Source organism: Acetobacter sp., assembly GCF_022483985.1.
Classification (GTDB): domain Bacteria; phylum Pseudomonadota; class Alphaproteobacteria; order Acetobacterales; family Acetobacteraceae; genus Acetobacter.
Map to the genome: position 1 here is coordinate 1,555,241 of NZ_JAKVME010000001.1, position 16,222 is coordinate 1,571,462.

The 16,222-nt window shown below is 57.3% G+C and carries 15 protein-coding genes; 8 read left to right on the forward strand and 7 right to left on the reverse strand.

What is annotated here, in order from left to right; genetic code table 11:
- Window positions 1–3: 3 nt before the first annotated feature.
- Window positions 4–2,613: a mechanosensitive ion channel family protein gene (locus LKE90_RS06860; protein ID WP_291494038.1), complete on the forward strand. Its 2,610-nt coding sequence runs from the start codon at window positions 4–6 to the stop codon at window positions 2,611–2,613.
- The gene (locus tag LKE90_RS06865; protein ID WP_291494036.1) at window positions 2,600–3,346 is read left to right on the forward strand and encodes a 2OG-Fe dioxygenase family protein; all 747 of its coding nucleotides are present in this window, start codon (window positions 2,600–2,602) and stop codon (window positions 3,344–3,346) included. Before LKE90_RS06860 ends, LKE90_RS06865 begins: the two co-directional genes overlap by 14 nt.
- Window positions 3,347–3,406: 60 nt before the next feature.
- Here LKE90_RS06865 and LKE90_RS06870 read toward each other — a convergent pair whose 3' ends face one another.
- Window positions 3,407–3,724: a hypothetical protein gene (locus tag LKE90_RS06870; protein ID WP_291494034.1), complete on the reverse strand. Its 318-nt coding sequence runs from the start codon at window positions 3,722–3,724 to the stop codon at window positions 3,407–3,409.
- Between the two features lie 173 nt (window positions 3,725–3,897).
- On the opposite strand from LKE90_RS06870, the gene LKE90_RS06875 reads away from it, so the two are divergent.
- The gene (locus LKE90_RS06875) at window positions 3,898–5,949 is read left to right on the forward strand and encodes a TonB-dependent receptor plug domain-containing protein (protein WP_291494032.1); all 2,052 of its coding nucleotides are present in this window, start codon (window positions 3,898–3,900) and stop codon (window positions 5,947–5,949) included.
- Between the two features lie 20 nt (window positions 5,950–5,969).
- Here LKE90_RS06875 and LKE90_RS06880 read toward each other — a convergent pair whose 3' ends face one another.
- Window positions 5,970–6,890: a LysR family transcriptional regulator gene (locus LKE90_RS06880; RefSeq protein WP_291494030.1), complete on the reverse strand. Its 921-nt coding sequence runs from the start codon at window positions 6,888–6,890 to the stop codon at window positions 5,970–5,972.
- 127 nt (window positions 6,891–7,017) lie between these two features.
- Here LKE90_RS06880 and LKE90_RS06885 point away from each other — a divergent pair, with 127 nt between their 5' ends.
- Complete coding sequence (locus LKE90_RS06885) at window positions 7,018–8,520, forward strand: purine-cytosine permease family protein (RefSeq protein WP_291494028.1); 1,503 nt, start codon at window positions 7,018–7,020, stop codon at window positions 8,518–8,520.
- Between the two features lie 30 nt (window positions 8,521–8,550).
- Here the strand turns inward: LKE90_RS06885 and arfB are convergent, their stop codons facing one another.
- The 3 genes from arfB to LKE90_RS06900 form a co-directional block, all read right to left on the reverse strand.
- Window positions 8,551–8,973 (reverse strand): alternative ribosome rescue aminoacyl-tRNA hydrolase ArfB, encoded by a 423-nt coding sequence (arfB, locus tag LKE90_RS06890; protein ID WP_291494026.1) that lies wholly within the window; start codon window positions 8,971–8,973, stop codon window positions 8,551–8,553.
- Window positions 8,974–9,038: 65 nt separating this feature from the next.
- On the reverse strand, window positions 9,039–9,425 hold the full coding sequence (locus LKE90_RS06895) for a hypothetical protein (RefSeq protein WP_291494024.1): 387 nt from the start codon (window positions 9,423–9,425) through the stop codon (window positions 9,039–9,041).
- Window positions 9,426–9,542: 117 nt separating this feature from the next.
- A complete protein-coding gene (locus tag LKE90_RS06900; protein ID WP_291494022.1) occupies window positions 9,543–10,622 on the reverse strand; it encodes a hypothetical protein in 1,080 nt (359 codons plus the stop codon).
- A 428-nt stretch (window positions 10,623–11,050) separates the two neighbouring features.
- Here LKE90_RS06900 and LKE90_RS06905 point away from each other — a divergent pair, with 428 nt between their 5' ends.
- On the forward strand, window positions 11,051–11,221 hold the full coding sequence (locus tag LKE90_RS06905) for a hypothetical protein (protein WP_291494020.1): 171 nt from the start codon (window positions 11,051–11,053) through the stop codon (window positions 11,219–11,221).
- A gap of 205 nt (window positions 11,222–11,426) precedes the next feature.
- Here the strand turns inward: LKE90_RS06905 and LKE90_RS06910 are convergent, their stop codons facing one another.
- Window positions 11,427–11,597 (reverse strand): hypothetical protein, encoded by a 171-nt coding sequence (locus LKE90_RS06910; protein WP_291494018.1) that lies wholly within the window; start codon window positions 11,595–11,597, stop codon window positions 11,427–11,429.
- A gap of 139 nt (window positions 11,598–11,736) precedes the next feature.
- A complete protein-coding gene (locus tag LKE90_RS06915; protein WP_291494058.1) occupies window positions 11,737–13,050 on the reverse strand; it encodes a UDP-glucose dehydrogenase family protein in 1,314 nt (437 codons plus the stop codon).
- A 284-nt stretch (window positions 13,051–13,334) separates the two neighbouring features.
- On the opposite strand from LKE90_RS06915, the gene LKE90_RS06920 reads away from it, so the two are divergent.
- The 3 genes from LKE90_RS06920 (at window position 13,335) to LKE90_RS06930 (ending at window position 16,192) form a co-directional block, all read left to right on the forward strand.
- Window positions 13,335–14,120 (forward strand): MlaE family ABC transporter permease, encoded by a 786-nt coding sequence (locus LKE90_RS06920; protein WP_291494016.1) that lies wholly within the window; start codon window positions 13,335–13,337, stop codon window positions 14,118–14,120.
- Entirely contained in the window at window positions 14,117–14,929 is an 813-nt protein-coding gene (locus tag LKE90_RS06925) for an ABC transporter ATP-binding protein (protein WP_291494014.1), read from the forward strand. Before LKE90_RS06920 ends, LKE90_RS06925 begins: the two co-directional genes overlap by 4 nt.
- A gap of 135 nt (window positions 14,930–15,064) precedes the next feature.
- A complete protein-coding gene (locus LKE90_RS06930; protein ID WP_291494012.1) occupies window positions 15,065–16,192 on the forward strand; it encodes an anhydro-N-acetylmuramic acid kinase in 1,128 nt (375 codons plus the stop codon).
- Window positions 16,193–16,222 lie beyond the last annotated feature (30 nt).

Here is a 16,222-nt window from a genome sequence, read left to right on the forward strand (position 1 = left end):
AGGATGCAGGTGAATAACGTGGATCATCGTTCCGGCGCCCCGGCCATCAAGCGATCACGACCGCGACGGCACCTCTCCCTGATCTGCTGGCTCTTTGCCGCCATTTTGCTGATATCTCCCGTCACATTACAGAATGCTCTGGCGGCTGACAGCACGGCAGCCACGGCTTCGGCTTCCCCGGGCAATGGCGCCGCCCTCTCTCCCAAGGAGGCGCAGCAACTCCTGAACGTGCTGAACGATCCGAAGCAGAGAGAGAGCTTCACCCACACGCTTTCCCTGATGGTGAAAGGGGTTTCCGTAACACCGGAAGCCGCGACCGCAGCTGCTCCGGCAGCGACGGGTGATGCGCTGGTGTCGCAGAACGCGGTGGTCCTCCATAGCGATCTGGTGTCCAGCGTTTCTTCCCTCAAGCAGACCTTCCGCAGCTATCTGGATAACTTTCTCGGACTGTTCACTGACCTGAAAACGGTCGGGAGATGGTTCGAGGCAGAGATTTCCAACCCGCAGACCCGCGCCCTGCTTCTCGGCACGTTATGGCGGGCGGGACTGGTGATCATCGTCGCCATGCTGGTTGAATGGGGCGCATCTCTCGCTCTTCACAAGCCCCTGCAAACAGTGACCATCCGGGCGGAAAAGCGTGAGAAACGGGAAAATAGCAGCCTGTCGGCTCAGGACAGTCCAGATGCCGACACCGCTCAGGACGAGGCCGATCAGAATGCCGCCATAGCAGCCGCCGCTCTGGCGAAGGCGAATGGCGCACAGACGGAAGAAATCAACACGCTCAAAACGCGCGCGGATGATCAGCGCCGACAGATCGAGACGCTGAAATTTCTTGCCCGTGTGCCTTATGCACTGGGTCATTTCGGCCTCAAACTGCTGCCCGTTCTACTGTTTCTGGGTGTAGCCATGGCAGGCTCGGCCCTCGCCACCGACACGACACAGGCGGAAACCGTTACGGAAACCCTGGCCGAAGCCTATGCGGTCGCACGGTTCCTGTTCGTGCTTCTGGAGTCAGCGCTGGCGCCCCGTTCTCCGATGATCCGTCTGGCGCCTGTTTCCGACAGCACGGCGCGGATGCTGACCCGCTGGTGGAATTTCCTTGTGGCCGCGCCATCCATCGTGGTCTGCCTGTCCGTGCTGGGCGGAGAGTTCGACCTTTCCAATCGCGGCACGGAAGCAATGATCCGCGCCGTCATTCTGATCGAGCACATTCTGATCGCCATTTTCATCTGGCGGCTTCGCCCCATCGTTGCGAAAACCATCGCTCCCAAACAGGCTAAGATCAAGAACGGCTTCTGGTCCTTCATGCTGACGCTGGCGCGTTTCTGGTGGATTCCGGCGCTTTTTCTGGACGCGGCGCTGTGGCTCGTCTGGGCCGCCCATCTCCGAGGCGGCTATGACTGGATCCTGCGCACGACATTGCTGACGGTTCTTATCGTCGCCCTGACCCGGCTTCTGGCCGTGCTGGCATATGGCTGGCAGGACCGGCTTTTCCGTATCGATCCGGTTCTGGCCCAGAAACATCCGGAATTTCAGGAACGCGCGGACCGCTACTACCCCTTCGTACGGGGTGCGCTCACAACGATGATCGTGTTCATCGGCTTTGTCGGTCTGACTGAATCATGGGGCATCAGCAGCCTCCACTTCTTCTTTTCCAGCCCGCTTGGTTCGCGTCTGTTCGGAGCGGTCATGACACTTGTCATCGCCATTTCGGTGGCGGCCACAATCTGGGAAGTGGTCAATGCGCTCCTGAACCGCCAACTGGAGAAATTCAACCGGACAGGTCAGGGCATGCGTGCGACCCGTCTGAAAACGGTGCTGCCGATCATTCGGACCGTGATGCTGGCGCTCATCATCATCATCGTGCTTGTGACCAGCCTCTCCCAGATCGGCATCAATGTCGCGCCGCTGCTGACCGGCGCCGGGATCATGGGTGCCGCCATCGCCTTCGGCTCCCAGAGCCTTGTGAAGGACTTCATCACAGGCTTCTTCATGCTGGTCGAGGATGCGATTCAGGTCGGCGACTGGGTAACGACGGGCGGCGTTTCCGGCACGGTCGAACATCTTTCCATCCGGACCGTGCGGGTGCGTGCGATCAATGGAGATCTGCACATCATCCCATTCTCCTCCGTCACCTCAATCGCCAACACGGGACGCGACTTCAACCAGATCATCGTCAACCAGACGGTCGACCTGTCCGAGGACATACCCCGCGTGGTGAAGGTCATGGCGGATACGGTCACGGAAATGCGCAAGGAAGACGCGTTCAAGACGATCATCTACTCGGACTACAATGATCTCGGCGTGGACAAGACTGACTCCAATGGCGCGGTGCTGGTCGGCTCCATCCGGACCGCCGCGATGATGAAGTGGAAAGTCCAGCGCGAATTCTACAAGCGGATCGCCAACCGCATGGCGGCCGCGAACATCAGGTTCTACACACCGACCTCCTACACGGCCTCCGCGCCGGGCACCTCTCTCGTGATTTCGGGAGAGCTACAGTCCCCGACCGATGGCCATGCAGCGAACGCCAACACCCCTTCTTCGTCTCCGGCTCGGCCAGAAGAGCCGACCGAGAACCCTGCGGAAAAACCCGACCATGACAAAACCTGACGAAGACCTGACCGAGGCCGTGCTCAACGAGATCGAGGCCGCAACAGGGAACAGATTCTTCGCGCATATTCCTGCGGGGCAGATGCACGCCCTTCTGGAAGACTACGGCATGACTGACTGGGAGAGTTTCGCCGCCAGTTGGCAGCGGCTGGGCATGGATGTCTATATGGCTGACGGCGGTCGTTACCGCCGACGCCGCCACGCCACCTTTGCCCTGTCGAAGAACACCGTCGTTCGGAAAAAGCACCAGCCGCATTACCAGAGCCGTGATTACAATACCCTGAATGGCGGGATCGAGCGCTGGTTCGATCCGATTGAAAAACGGATCGGCGAGCATCCGGTCATGAAAGCGGTGTTGTCACTGGTCAGTCGGCTGGCGACCGATCTGACCCCCGAGGCTGAACAGCCCGAAACATGGCATGCGGAAGTGCACCAGTTCAGGATCGAAACCGGCAGGGAAATGACGGGCCAACCAACGCCGGAAGGTCTTCACCGCGATGGTGTCGACTGGGTTCTTGTCATGATGGTGCAGCGGGAAAATGTTGGGAACGGAACCACCAGCATCCATGACCTGCTGGGGAACGAAGTCGGCAGTTTCACCCTGACCGGCCCGATGGACGCTGCTTTCGTGAATGATCACATGGTTTACCACGGCGTAACGCCAATCGAACCGGTCGATCCCGACCGGCCCGCATTCCGGGATGTGCTGGTCGTCACGCTGCGTCACCAGTAAACGCTCCGGGAGCATGGGGTTGTCTCAGCCGAAGGACGCAAACGGGGAACAGGGGCTCGTTCAGTAGGGCCATGCCCCTGAGTAATGGGCTGCATGCCAGCCCGCAGCGGTCAGGAGTGCGACGAACGCCATCGCACCAATCATCTGGGCCAGTTCCCTGAACGCAGGACCGTCCATCCTGTCCTGACTGGCGGCATCATCCGCTGCTGACGGTGTTACGGCAGCGACGGCGCCCGACCTCACAACAGGAGCAGGATCATTCACCGGAACCGGGGATGGTGTGACAAGATCAGTGTTGGAAAGACCTGCTGCATCGTGCGCCGCATCATTCTCTCCCGCATGTGGGTCCGATGGGCTGTCTGGCGACTGCGCTTGCATATGGCTGTTTCCTCTGACGTCTTCATCGCATCGTGACCTGAAGCGTAACCCTATTGCGTCCTGATTTCCATTCACATCCCGCGGACTGCTTTCCTCCGTTTTCAGGAAGGCATTTTAACCAAGCTGTAATCTGGTTGACCACATAGTCAGTCGATAGTCTGAATGTGGGTCAAATGTCGGTGCCTGCCACCAAGCGTCATAACCGTCTGTGTCTGCGGTTTTCATCCGTTCTGTCTTTCAGTACGGCGCTTGCTCTCTGTTCCCTGATATTTCCGGACCATCAGGCATACGCCCAGAATCTGGATTACGGCACGTTTGAAAAACTCTTCAACGAGCCAATCACGAGTTCCGCTACAGGCAAGCCGCAACGGGCAAGTGAACTCCCCACGGATATTCAGGTCGTCACGGCAGAGCAGATCAGGACTTCCGGCGCGCAAACCTTGCCTGAAGTTCTACGCATGGTGCCGGGTGTGGATGTAAGGCGTTACTCCGTTCTGAGCGCAAATGTCTCGATCCGTGGAAATGACGCGGCAGGCGGTTCCCGTACGCTGGTCCTTATCGACGGACGGCAGGTCTATCTCGATGGATATAACTACACGGACTGGGGAGCCCTTCCCGTCTCGATACGCGACATCCGGCAGATTGAAGTTATTAAAGGCCCCAACTCAGCCGTGTATGGCTTCAACGCGTCCGGCGGTGTGATCAACATCGTCACACGCGATCCTCAGCACGAAAACAAAAGCTACGTGCATGTTGAGGGAGGCAGCCTCAACGGGTTCGCTGGGGAACTGGTCGCGTCCCATAAATTTTCAGATGCGTTCGCGGCGAAACTCTCGCTCAACGGTCTGAGGTCGGATGAATATGACCGGCGCAGTGGCCGGAACGTTCCCGCCCAGACCAGCAATATCAACGCCGCTCTGGAATTCCGTGGACAGATTTCCCCCCGCATTGAGTGGGGACTCACCGGCACGATTGATCAGGAACGCAGCCCTTTCTGGCTCGATATCGGCACCTATTTCACCTCGCGCCCCCTAGCGAAAAGTCTTGAGGGACGTCTTGCTGCCGACACTGACTGGGGGCTGATCGAATTCCGGGCCTATCAAAACTCGTTCATAAACGAGGCAACTGACGATATCGCCGCTTTTGGAACCATTATTCCAATCAGATTCGGCTATGATCTGGAAACGACGGTCTCACAGCTTTCCGATACAATTGCCATCAACAGTAAGAATGATCTACGCCTTGGAGTGGAATATCGTTATTCCAGCCTCTCGGGGACACAGGCCGGCACGAAAATAGGCAGTGAAAGCGATATGCTGGCATCTGGATCTGCCGTCTGGGACTACCGTATCCTGCCTGAACTCACTCTGACGAACGCCGTTCGCGTGGACTCCTTTCTCGTGTCGTCCGTCAAAAGTCCCATTATGGTTAATGCTCCCACGGCCCCGGCACGATATTACGTGGAACCAAGCTTCAACAGCCGCATTCGCTACGATGCCGGAGATCTGGGTACATTTGGACTGAACGCAGCCCGGGGCATCCAGCTTCCCGCGCTCTTTGATTTTGCGCCAACGACAATGCTTGGCCCTGTAACAATTATCAATAATCCTTCGCTGGCGCCATCGACAACCATCAATATTGGCTTCAATTATTCACACGGCATCAAACCACTGGACGGCAGCCTGTCCATTGCCCTTTTCGCCCAGCGCACCAGTGAGATGCTCGGAACACCTTTCGCTTCAAACTATTCTTATGTTCCTCCCGCATCGCTCACGATGTTTCCTCAAAACTACAATCGGGTCGATGATGCCGGTGGCGAAATCCGTCTGGAAGGCAAAACGGATTTCAACCTCCACTGGGATCTGAGCTATGCCATGGCGTCTGTGCGTGACCCTAACAAATCTTCCGCCATCAATTTCCAGCGGCAGACACCGGTCAACACAGTCATTGGTGGTTTTGAGTATGTTCTGGGACAGGTGGAATTCAGTGCTCACGCCAGATGGCAGTCACATTATCAGGATGTCGCCGCTGACTTTTCCACGTTTCAGCTCAAGGACATTAAAGTAAAGGATTTCGTGACGCTGAACGCGCGTGTAGGCTGGAAAATCGACGAGCATTTCCGGCTGTCACTCAGCGGACAGCAGCTTGGTGACGCCCGGCTTAAAGAAACATCCGGCTTAAGAATTGACCGTCGTATTATTGCCGGTCTGACAGCAGGTTTCTGACCAGATACCGCCAGTTCCGGCTATGACAGTATCTCCGGGACCGTGGAGAGATGGACGCTGGCAAGGTCTTCCAGAAAAGCTTTTGGTATGTCGCCAAGATTCTGTCTCTGCCGTGTAACCGCGTGAAACATCACATCGTATCGCAGCACCTGTGTATTCAGAGGGGCAATCAGCCCCTGTTCTTCATAAGATCTGGAAAAATGCTGCGGCAGAAAGGCCAGATGATGTCCCGACAGGACAAGCATGGCCAAGGCCTCCATGTTGTCCGCTGTCGCCGTGATGGATTTGGGACTGTCTGGAAAGACTGACTGTGGAAGAGGGTACGTCCTCCAACCCCAGTCATATTCCCAGGCCTGCGCCTGCGAGATCTGTCCAGCCTGCGAAAAAAGGGGATGATCCCGTCCGCAATAGGCGACCTGCCTTTCGATGAAAAGCGGTGTGAACTGGAGACTTGGTATTCTGTGCCAGAAATATCCCATCGCTATATCAAGCGTTCCACTCAGCAAACGCTCTTCCTGTTCGCCGGGTGAACAGACGCGGATATCCAGCCTGACGGCTTCATCCCGCTGCCTGAAACGAGCAATGGCCTGACTGATCCGGATATTTTCACTAAACGGCGTATGGCCTATGATCCCGATCCGCAGGCTGCCGACAAGACGACGGTCCATGTTACGGGCCTGAACGCTGAAATCTTCGATGGCGCCCACCAGATGACGCGCCAGTTCCGTAAAGCGTTCACCTTTTGCCGTCAGTCGAAATCCGCCCCGACCGCGCTCACAGAGTCGAAAGCCCAGTCGTGTTTCCAGCGTCGCCAACTGAGTGCTGATCGTGGACTGCCCGACATTCAGGATGCTTTGCGCCGTGGAAATTCCTCCTGCATCCACAATCGCCAGAAAAACACGGATCAGACGCAGGTCCAGATCACTGAGGCTACCAAGCATGACACCCAAACATCGATTTCAATCAATGTTTGAATCTTAGATTTGGAATTGGCCCTGTCAATACGCGCGCCATATCATTACGAATACAAATCGTTCTACCCCCAGACATCCTTCAGAGGGGCACTCGATGTCAGCCACACCTACCCTCACCCAGGACACTCCCTCCCGTCAGGGAGGGATCGAAACCCGCTCCATCGACTATGTACCCGAGAACGAGCGTCATGGTCGTGTCGCCGATCAGGGACCGTTCTGGTTTCTGGGCAACTTCCAGTTCTTTACCATCGCCATCGGGTTTGTCGGACCCAGCATGGGTCTCTCACTTGGTTACACGGCGCTGGCGGGTATCATCGGCATTCTGTTCGGCACGCTGTTCATGGCGTTTCACGCGTCACAGGGCGCGGAACTGGGCCTGCCGCAGATGATTCAATCCCGCGCCCAGTTCGGCTACCGAGGGGTATCTCTCGTCCTGATTGGGACGCTGGTCACGTTTATCGGCTTCAATGTTGTTGACACGGTGCTGCTTTCCGCTGGCCTGAACGGGATCTTCGGCTGGAATATCACCGCCGTCACGATCGGCATGGCCATCATCGCCGCCCTGTTCGCCATCTATGGGCATGACTGCCTGCACACGATCTTCAAGCTGTGCTTCTACGTTTCTCTTCCTCTCTACATCATCCTCACGGGCGCGATCCTGACGGGCCACGCCGGAGGGGCTGCACCAACCATCGTCGGGTTCAGCTGGGTCGCCTTCATCGGACAGATCGCCGCCAGCGCCAGCTACAACATCACCTACGCGCCATATGTTTCCGATTATTCCCGCTATCTGCCGCGCAATACCCGTCCGGTTTCAATCATCACGGCGGTGATGTTCGGCGCGTCGTCCTCCGCCATCTGGCTCATCATACTCGGCGCATGGCTTGCAACCCGCCTTGGCGCTTCTGACGGACTGGTCGCTCTCCATCAGGCAGGCGACGCGGTCTTTCCGGGGTTTGGATCGATTGTTTCTCTTGCATCTGTCGTCGCCTTGATCGCAACGATGGGTCTCAATGCCTATAGCTGCATGCTGACCATCCTGACCGGAATAGACTCTTTTCGCCCGCTCAATCCGACCCGCAGCGCCCGTATTCTGACCGTGATCGCCGTTGCCGCGATCTGGACAGGCCTGTCCCTGAAATGTCCTTCGGACGCCATCGGGCTGCTTTTCGCGACCCTGACGGTCATGCTGTATCTGCTGGTGCCGTGGACTGCGGTCAATCTGGTCGATTATTTTGTGGTCCGCAAAGGTCGTTACGCCATCACAAACCTCTTCATGCCCGATGGTGGCATCTACGGTATGTGGCAATCTCGTGGCCTGTTGGCCTACGCAATCGGGTTTATTATCACGATCCCGTTCGCCGTGCTGCCTGAAATCTATACCGGACCGATCGCAAAAATGCTTGGCGGGGTCGATATCGGATGGCTTGTCGGGCTGATCGTTTCCGGCAGTGTCTATGCGTTGCTGAGCCGGTCTCTGGATCTGAAGACGGAAGAAACTGCCATTGCGAAAAGCGAAGCTGAGCTGAAATCCATGCAGGTCGCTGTGCCGACAGAAGCCTCGGCTGTGCCTGTCATGGACGATATGTGGAAATAGACCCCGGCATTCTGACGACTGATAGTCCAGTCAGTCGTCAGACCTGACTTTGCGGTTCTGCTTGATGCCAGACCGGTGAGCCTTGCCATCCAAACGCCGTTGCCGGGCGGCGCGTCCCGGTCTCGTCGCGACACGGAATGCGGGGCGATGCGCCGCCTCCCTGATCAGGTCAATCAGGCGTTGAATAACGTCCTCACGGTTTCTCTGCTGGCTGCGAAAGCGCCTGCCGGTGATGACGATCGCTCCATCACGGGTCGCCCGTGTTCCTGCCAGTTCCAGTGCTTTAAGACGGATGCGTTCCGGTATGCCCTGAGCACTGATCAGATTGAATCGTAACTGGGCAGCCGTCGCGACCTTATTCACGTTCTGTCCACCGGGGCCTGAAGCGAGAATATAGGTGATCTCAAGATCATCTTCATCAAGAACCACACCAGGCAGAATAGTCTGTTTCATGCTACCAACATTTCCAGTTCCACCTGACGGCGGGCTTCTGACGCTCGCCCGAACACGATCACCGTCTATTTTCCGGCAGAAGTAACGCAGGCCCGCAACACTGGAGCGCAGGCCGCGTCCTTCCCCTGCCAGGTTGAGGAAGGGCCGGTATAAGCCACTCGCGCGACTTTGCCATCCCTTATGCTGGCGATGACATGACAGGCGCCGTTGGTGTTGATGGTCATGGCAACATCGAGAGGCGCGGAAATGGAAAATGTACCGCTCCCGGACTTCTCAATTTTCCAGACAAGGACTTCCTGACTATCCCTTGTTTCGTCCTGATCAGGTACGCCCGCACATGCCACGAGATCTGAACGGGAAACTCCAATCAGATCATGCTGCGCTTCTGCGGGGATTGTCGTGCACCCTTCACACCCAAGACACAGGACGCAGAGCAGAAGGAACGCCTTCACTTCCTTGCATCCCAGTATGTCTGGTCCTGTTTCTTCCTTATCCAGACAAAACAGGTGACCAGTCCAGCATTGATGAGCGTTGCACTGATCGCCCCCAGACCGCAGAACAAGGCCCAGTCAGGCATTCGCCACGTCCCGCAGCGCCATGTCAGACAGTCGGGTCCCTCCACCGAAACGTCGCCGCCATGTTGCCGACGAACGTGCGCAATACACTTCCATGTCGCGCCGCTGTTTCAGAAGTCGGCTCAGACGTTCATGCTCATTTTCATTCCAGATCGCATACAGTCCCTGCGCCATGTCAGCGGCGTCGGTCGGGTTTCGATGTGCGTAATGACCAATCCACGGAAGTTCGGATGACACCAGAACCGGAACACTCATGGCCATCGCGTCAGCGGCAACAATATTGAATGTCTCCGTAAAGGAGACCTGCATGAGAATATCAATCCCGGAAAGCACGGTCAGAAACTCCGCATGTGGCATCCACCCATGCTCGACCAGTTCATGATCCGATCTGGCAAAGAGTTCACGCAGGTTTTTCAGAACCGGGCTGCCCTGCCCCTCCACACGCGTTGCATTGATATGGAAGCGCAGAACCATGCCGATGGATTCAGCAAATGCGATGGCGGCGATCGCCTGTGTCATATGGTTTTTCAGGGGTCTCACAGCCCCGAAACACCCGATATTGACGACACCCTGCTGGCGGGCATGAAGAGCGATGTCACACAGACGCGGGATCGGATAGACATTCGGCCCATAGGTAATGCCGGACGGGTCCAGTCCACAGCCCATCGCCACAACCGCCATATCCGACACGGCGCGCGGCGCATTGCACATGACCTCAACACCGCGTCGCAGATAATCGACGGTCCAGCCGAAGGCGATGCCTTCATTGGCAAGAAATGGGGTTTCCGAATGATCCCTGACGATCCACTGCACATTTGGATGCAGTTTTTTCAGAACATCGAACTTGTCCGGCACAACCCAGAACGCCTCAATGATCACATGGGTAGGCCTGTAGGCTGTTACCTCACGATCAATCGAATTGTTATCTGCGACTTCAACAGATTGTGCTTCAACACCACCGGCATTGAGCATATCCACGACGAAACGGACAGAGTTTGAAAGACCAGATTCACGCGAACCGTAGCCCCAGTGACCTTCACGGGACTTTAAAACAAACAGAAGACGATTTTTCATGTATATTATGACTTGTTAAAAATTATATTTATAAAAACACCAACAAACCCACCAATCCATAGACCGAAGATAAAATACACCATACATCATATTCTTTTTGTTGAAAATAAAACAGATTTATAGAAACAGATTCTGGTCAGACAAATGAACTGGCGACTCAATGACCCGACTTTCTATAACCGTCCCCTACGCAGGAGCCGAATCATTCCTGCTTCTTAAAATGACTGAACAATGATGATAAGAAACAAATCCTTCCTGACAGTCAGGATGTTTCTTTCCAATGACATTTTGTGTGGATGTCCTCAAAACAGCCAGGACAGCGCGGCCCACACAGTGTGCACGCTGCGGCGTTTTTACAAAAAAACGCATCAAAAAATGGAACTTTATACGTCCTGATACGCTTTCTGGAAATCTACAGGAGGCTATCCATGCGTTCCACTCTCTTTGCTCTTCTGGCGCTTTCAGTAGCCTGTGCCAGTCTGACTGCCTGCAAGCCACACGAGCGGACTTTTGGTGAAAAAGTGCGCGATACTGTCGATCCGCCGAAAGGACCACTTGAAAAGGCTGGTCGCGCAGTAGACCGTGCGACTGACAACTAAACAGAATTCAGGAGGCAGCCATCAAACGCTGCCTCCTGAATACCACGATATGTTTGTGGAAATTTTATCCTCCGATATCCACAGGATAAAACAGAAATGATTTCAGTATTTCAGAAAAGCCAGCGCGCCTGACCGTGCGATCCGTGTGCGCACGCTGCTCTCAGTTCAGAGCATAAGCCCCGGGCCCGCAGACCGAAGACGCTACCTATCTGGAAACCGTAATCTCTTTCGCAATGATCCGCCGGGGCTTAGGGCAACAGGATTGTTCAGCCTGCCAACGCGCATCCCTGATCACAATGACAAAGCCAAGCAGCAGCGGCAGAACGAAAAACATGAAAACAGCAATGAGCATGGACACCAGACCCTGCCATTCCATCCTGTCCATCCTCCCTGCACACATACTTGCTGACGCGGAAGATAACGAAGATCTTCCCCTCTGTCATATCAAGTTTATTTGCCAGCTTTGAGCAGGGCGTCAGGGAAGCACATACAGCGTCTTCCCTGACATTTTAACCTCAGGGACGACCGACCGACTGGTAATCCAGACCGACTGCGCGCATCGCCGCCGGGTCAAAGATGTTACGCAGATCGACGACAACCTTGCCGTTCATGGCTTCCACAAGCGCCTTGGGTGCGAGTGCTCGGAAGACATTCCACTCCGTCAGCACAACCAGCGCATCCGCTCCCTTGGCGGCATCCAGGGCATCGGTGCAGTACGTCGTGGTCGGCGGCAGCATCGGTGCGGCCACTTCCATGCCAACCGGATCAAACGCCCGCAGTTTCGCCCCGGCTTCCGCCAGACGATGCAGAATGGGGATCGACGGAGCCTCACGCATATCGTCTGTTTCAGGTTTGAAGGTCAGACCGAGGATCGCAATCGTCTTGCCTTCCGCCGAACCGCCACAGGCTGCGATGATACGACCGGCCATGCCGATCTTGCGGGCATCGTTGACCTGCACGGTCGTCTCGACCAGACGACACGGGCTTCCCGCTTCCTGACCAATACGCGACAGGGCCAGCGTGTCCTTCGGAAAGCAGGAACCGCCATAGCCCGGCCCCGGATGCAGGAACTTGCGGCCGATACGGCCATCAAGCCCCATGCCCTTGGCCAGATCATGCACATCAGCACCCAGCTTTTCACACAGGCTGGCCATCTCGTTGATGAAGGAAATCTTCACCGCAAGGAACGAGTTGGACGCATATTTGGTGAGTTCCGATGTCTCCAGCGACGTAAAGAGCAGCGGCGCTTCGATCAGAGACAGCGGACGGTAGACCTTGCGCATGACAGCTTCCGCACGTGCGCCGCCATCAGGAGCCGTCTTGTCGAGACCGATGATCACACGATCCGGACGCATGAAGTCACCGATTGCGCTGCCTTCACGCAGGAACTCGGGATTGGATGCGACGTCGAAATCGGCATCGGGGCGCGTGGCCCGGATAATCTCGGCGATGCGGCGGCTGGTGCCGGCCGGTACCGTCGATTTCGTCACGACAACCGCATAGTTGGTCAGCGATCGGGCGATCTGTTGCGCCGCCGCATGGACATACTGCATGTCCGCAGCGCCATCGCCATTCCGCGGCGGCGTGCCGACGGCGATAAACACAGCCTCCGCGTCTTTTACAGCAGAGGCGATGTCATCACCGAAAGACAGGCGTCCCGCCTGCATATTCGATTCGACGAGCTTGTCGAGGCCGGGCTCATAGATAGGAATCTGGCCTTTCTGCAGAGCGGCCAGACGTGTCGGGCTGTTTTCAACCACAGCCACTTCAATTCCGAATTCCGCAAAACACGCAGCCGAAACGAGGCCGACATAGCCTCCCCCGATCATTGCAATACGCACCGAAGTCTCCTCCCGATTTTCCGGGCCTGTCATCAGACGAACAGGGCGCCCGCCCGAAATCGCACAGACTTGAACCTGTCCGGTCCCTCGCGGTCAAGACCAGAAAAAAAACAGTTCCAGAGAGATTTTTTAGGACTCTCACCTCAGCAAAACAGATTCAAAGCAAAAACGAGTTTTGACGCCATTCGGCTGACCGGCTACGGCTATATGACTGTAATGCTGTTGTTTGTGCAAAATTGGCACATTCCAGAGGCAAGGACCAAACACGCCGGATGAACACCTTACTTGATCTTGTCGCCCTGCTGGGCCGAACGGTGTTTGTCGTGACGCGAGGGGCAGGTTCCATAGCCCTGTTTGCTCTGGAAGGGGTTTCCTGCTTTTTCCGCCCCCCTTTTTACTGGCGCGTCTTTCTCCAGTCGCTTACGGACACCGGCTTCCTGTCCCTGCCCGTCGTAGCACTAACAGCCCTGTTCTCGGGCGGCGTGATCGCCCTCCAGTCCTACACCGGTTTCGCACAGTACCACGCACAAAGCGCCATCGCGAACATCGTCGTGCTGGCAGTGACCCGCGAACTCGGTCCGGTCATGGCCGGCCTCATGGTGGCAGGCCGCGTGGGCGCCGCCATGGCGGCGCAGATCGGCACCATGCGGGTGACGGACCAGATCGACGCCCTGACGACCCTGCGCACCCATCCGATGAAATATCTCGTCGCCCCCCGCCTCGCAGCAGGTGTGATCGCCCTTCCCCTGCTGGTGGTCGTGGCAGATATTCTCGGCGTCGCAGGCGGTTTTACGGTGGCAACAGTCAAGCTCGGCTTCGCGCCGGACAATTATATCGCCGCCACCATGAACGCCCTGAAAACCGAAGATGTCATGGTGGGGCTGGTGAAAGCGACCGTCTTCGGTTTCCTCATCACCCTGATGGGCTGTTACTACGGCTACACAAGTCGGGGTGGCGCAGAAGGCGTGGGCAGCGCCACAACCTCCGCCGTCGTCTCCGCGTCGATCCTCGTGCTCGCGTTCGATTACCTCCTGACAGACCTGTTCTTCGCGCAATGACAGACAACACACCTTCCTCGCCAAAAATCCGTATTCGCGGACTCCGCAAGGCTTTCGGCACGAAAGTCGTGCTCGACGGCATTGATCTCGATGTCCCGACAGGCACCTCATTCGTGATTATCGGTGGCTCCGGCTCGGGAAAATCCGTCCTGCTCCGCTGCATTCTGGGACTTATCCAGCCGGATGAAGGTCTGATCGAGATTGACGGGGTGGACGTTCTGCGTGCGCCCCGCCGTGAGCGGGAAGAACGGATCGGCGAAATCGGCATGCTGTTCCAGAACGCCGCCCTGTTCGACAGTCTGCCGGTCTGGGAAAACGTCGCCTTCGGCCTGCTTGCCCCTGAACCCACCAGACATTCCGAAAAGCATCCGCGCCTGTCGCGGGCGGAAGCGCGGGTGCGGGCAAACGCCGTGCTGGAACAGGTCGGTCTCGACCCATCGGTCGGTGACCTTTCCCCCTCCGAACTGTCCGGCGGCATGCAGAAACGCGTCGGGCTCGCCCGCGCCATCGCCGACCGGCCCGAGATCCTGTTCTTCGATGAGCCGACAACCGGCCTCGATCCCATCATGGGCGCGGTCATTGACGGGCTGATTGTCGACTGCGTGAAAACGATGGGATCGACCGCCATCGCCATTACCCACGACATGGCCTCCGCCCAGCGGATCGGCGATGAAGCTGCCATGCTGTATCAGGGCAGGCTGGTGTGGCAGGGACCAGCCTCCTCACTCATGCACTCAGGCAACGACATGGTGGATCAGTTCACGCACGGTCGCCGTGAAGGCCCGATCTCCATGGAACTCCGCCGCTAGAGCAACATCTGATCGGACGGAATCGTCTGGTCGGATAAAGTGGCTCGATAAACACTGAGTTGGAGCGGTATCCGTGATTCAGTCTGAACGGATACCGCTCCAGAATCTGTCCCTGTCCAGCCGGAGTTTGTCGTCATGAGTCGTCCACTCAACGTGATCGGCCTGATGAGCGGCACATCGCTCGACGGAGTGGACGCCGCCGTCATCCGTACGGACGGCGTTACGGTTTTTGAACGTGGCCCCTCTCTGTCCCTGCCGTATGATCCCGATCTTCGTCAGTGTGCCCGAACACTTCTCGACCATGCGGCATACCTCGCGCCGGACTCGCCCGAAGTTCTGGAGTTCGAACGGCTTCTGACAGAACGCCATGTGCAAGCCGTCCAAGCCTTGCGGCTCCAGACAGGTCCCGTCGATCTGATCGGTTTTCACGGCCAGACGATCTACCATGCCCCCGCCCTGCATCGGACCTGGCAGATTGGTGATGCGACGCTGCTGTCACGCAAAACACAGCTTCCGGTCGTGCATGATTTCCGAAGCGCCGATGTCGCTGCCGGTGGCGAAGGAGCGCCTCTCGCGCCCTGGTATCACGCAGCGCTTTTGCAGAATGCTCCGAGACCGGTGGCCATCCTCAACATCGGCGGCGTGGCCAATGTCACCTTCCTCGGGCGGAGTGGCGAGATCATCGCCTGCGACACCGGGCCGGGCAACGCGCTGATGGATGACTGGGCGCTCCGACATACAGGCGTGGCCTGTGATACGGACGGCGCGCTGGCCCGGAACGGGCATGTCGATCAGGCTATTCTCGACATGCTTCTCGCGGATCCCTATTTCAGCCGCCCCGCCCCGAAATCCCTTGACCGTCAGAGTTTCATCGCGGCTCTCGATGCAGTTTCCCGCTGCTCTCCCGCTGATGGCGCCGCCACTCTCGCTGCTTTCACCATCGCCGCCGTGGCGCGCACAGAATTTCCGGAAGAGCCCGACGTCTGGTACGTCTGCGGCGGCGGACGCCATAATCCCGTGCTGATGGAAGGGCTGCAAAAGGCCCTGAACGCCCCCGTTTTATTGGGAGACAGCCTTGGCTGGAACGGCGATGCCCTGGAAGCCGAGTGTTTCGGCTTTCTCGCCGTGCGGGTTTTACGCCAGCTCCCCCTCTCCGCCCCCGGCATCACCGGAGCGCCTGATTTCCTGCCCGGCGGACGCCTGACCTGCGCCGGTCTGAGCACGCTTCCCCGGTGGGTTTCCCTGCCTGACGAAGACCCTTGACGCTCCGAGCGGACACGCGATATACCCCGC

Bases quoted from the DNA above. Each gene is read 5' to 3' on its own strand.
- LKE90_RS06910 (WP_291494018.1), bottom strand. From the start codon at position 11,597: ATGGAATGGCAGGGTCTGGTGTCCATGCTCATTGCTGTTTTCATGTTT.
- LKE90_RS06915 (WP_291494058.1), bottom strand. From the start codon at position 13,050: ATGATCGGGGGAGGCTATGTCGGCCTCGTTTCGGCTGCGTGTTTTGCG.
- LKE90_RS06865 (WP_291494036.1), top strand. From the start codon at position 2,600: ATGACAAAACCTGACGAAGACCTGACCGAGGCCGTGCTCAACGAGATC.
- LKE90_RS06875 (WP_291494032.1), top strand. From the start codon at position 3,898: ATGTCGGTGCCTGCCACCAAGCGTCATAACCGTCTGTGTCTGCGGTTT.
- LKE90_RS06885 (WP_291494028.1), top strand. From the start codon at position 7,018: ATGTCAGCCACACCTACCCTCACCCAGGACACTCCCTCCCGTCAGGGA.
- LKE90_RS06905 (WP_291494020.1), top strand. From the start codon at position 11,051: ATGCGTTCCACTCTCTTTGCTCTTCTGGCGCTTTCAGTAGCCTGTGCC.
- LKE90_RS06880 (WP_291494030.1), bottom strand. From the start codon at position 6,890: ATGCTTGGTAGCCTCAGTGATCTGGACCTGCGTCTGATCCGTGTTTTT.
- LKE90_RS06870 (WP_291494034.1), bottom strand. From the start codon at position 3,724: ATGCAAGCGCAGTCGCCAGACAGCCCATCGGACCCACATGCGGGAGAG.
- LKE90_RS06930 (WP_291494012.1), top strand. From the start codon at position 15,065: ATGAGTCGTCCACTCAACGTGATCGGCCTGATGAGCGGCACATCGCTC.
- LKE90_RS06900 (WP_291494022.1), bottom strand. From the start codon at position 10,622: ATGAAAAATCGTCTTCTGTTTGTTTTAAAGTCCCGTGAAGGTCACTGG.
- LKE90_RS06925 (WP_291494014.1), top strand. From the start codon at position 14,117: ATGACAGACAACACACCTTCCTCGCCAAAAATCCGTATTCGCGGACTC.
- LKE90_RS06860 (WP_291494038.1), top strand. From the start codon at position 4: ATGCAGGTGAATAACGTGGATCATCGTTCCGGCGCCCCGGCCATCAAG.
- arfB (WP_291494026.1), bottom strand. From the start codon at position 8,973: ATGAAACAGACTATTCTGCCTGGTGTGGTTCTTGATGAAGATGATCTT.
- LKE90_RS06920 (WP_291494016.1), top strand. From the start codon at position 13,335: ATGAACACCTTACTTGATCTTGTCGCCCTGCTGGGCCGAACGGTGTTT.